1 protein-coding gene is annotated in these 1577 nt (G+C 63.2%); it reads right to left on the reverse strand.

Annotated features, from left to right (window positions below; genetic code table 11):
• Positions 1-1577 (reverse strand): beta strand repeat-containing protein (locus Q4Q11_RS31750; RefSeq protein ID WP_498571971.1); only part of this gene is annotated, 1577 nt, incomplete at both ends.

Here is a 1577-nt window from a genome sequence, read left to right on the forward strand (position 1 = left end):
GTCGTGACATTGCTCAGGCCATTGGTCAGGATCGACATTGTGCCGCCGGACTGAATGAGACCGGCGGAGTTGACCACGGCGCCGTTACGCTGACCGCCGCCCGGTCCGGCTACAGTAAGTCCGTTGCCGGATAGGATAGCTCCCTGGTCGTTGGTGAGCGTGCCGCCGACGAAGAGGTTGGCATTATTGCCAGCAAAGACGAGACCGGACGGGCTGTTGTAGAAATCGCCCGATACGTTGAAGGTCAGGCTGTTGCCGGCCGCCAATTGGCCGGTATTGCCCAGCGACGGCAGGTTCAGCGTCAGGTCATGCGCGGCAAGCAGCGAAGTGCCGGCAGTCGTGGCAAGACCCGCGGCGGAGATGGTGATGTCGCCGGAACCGCCAGCATTGGTAACGGTACTGATCTGTGCATTGGAAAGATCGGCACCGCCGGAGAGATTGAGGTTCAGGCCACCGAAGACGAGATTGCTGCCGGAGAGGTTGGCGGAGGCGGCATTGACGATCAGCGTGCCGCCACCGGAAATCCTGCTGCCTCTGCTGCCGGATAGGTCGAGCGCACCGGTGTTGAGTGTCAGGTTGCCGCCGACGCGGGTGGTGCTGGTATAGGCGATGGCGCCAGGGCTGGTAAGCGCTGCGTTCCCCAGGCTCTGCAGGCTGTTGTAGCTGATATTCTGCGTCGCCGCGGCGGAAAGATTGCCGCCCGAGAGCAACGAGTTGGCGCTGATGCTGCCGTTTGAGGCGGCAAGCGTCATGGTGCCGGCGCGACGCAGCATCAGGCTGCGGTTGCCTGATGCATTGGTGGCGGCAAAGTCGACGCCGGAGACCAGCGTATCGATCGAAATCGACCGGGCATTGAGATTGACATTGCCGGTCCCCAGCGATTGGCCGGTGAGCGTGATCGCATTGCCGGCGGAAATCGTCAGATCGCCATGGGCAACGGCGTTGGCGCTGACATTGCTCGCCGCGTTGGCGGTGATGGTCCCTGCAGCGAGCAGGCTGTTGAAAGAGATGTCGCCTGCCGTGGCTGCGAGCGTGATATTCCCGGCCTGGCCTAGAATGACGTTGCCGGCACCCGATTGGTCCATCGCGGCAAAATCGACACCGGCCGCGATGACGTTGCCGCTGATGGCAGATCCGGTCATCGAGACGTTGTTGGCGCCAAGAAGCTGGCCGTTGATCCTGACCGCGCCAGGACTGGTGGCCGAACCGATCGAGACCGCTCCATGGCCGGTAATGTTGCCGCCCGTAAAGGCACTCGCGGCCACATTGAGGTTGCCTGCGACGATCAGCGTGTTGGCCGACGCACTTCCGGCGTTAATAGTCAGATCGCCGCTTGATCCGAGAGCGATGGCGCCGTTTGACGACCGCGCGGTGGCAGCGAAATCGACGCCGGTAACTGCCTGGCCGAGTTGGACGGTCGAACCGGAGAGCAGGACATCGCCGGCGCCGAGGAGCTGGCCGGTCACATTGACGCTGCTGCTGCCCGCGAGGGTAATGTCGCCATGCCCGGTCACAGCGTTGGCCGCAATCGCAATGCCGCTGGCGGCGATTGCGCCAGCCGATAGTATGGTCTGCGC

Source organism: Rhizobium sp. UFLA01-1127 (assembly GCF_059803845.1).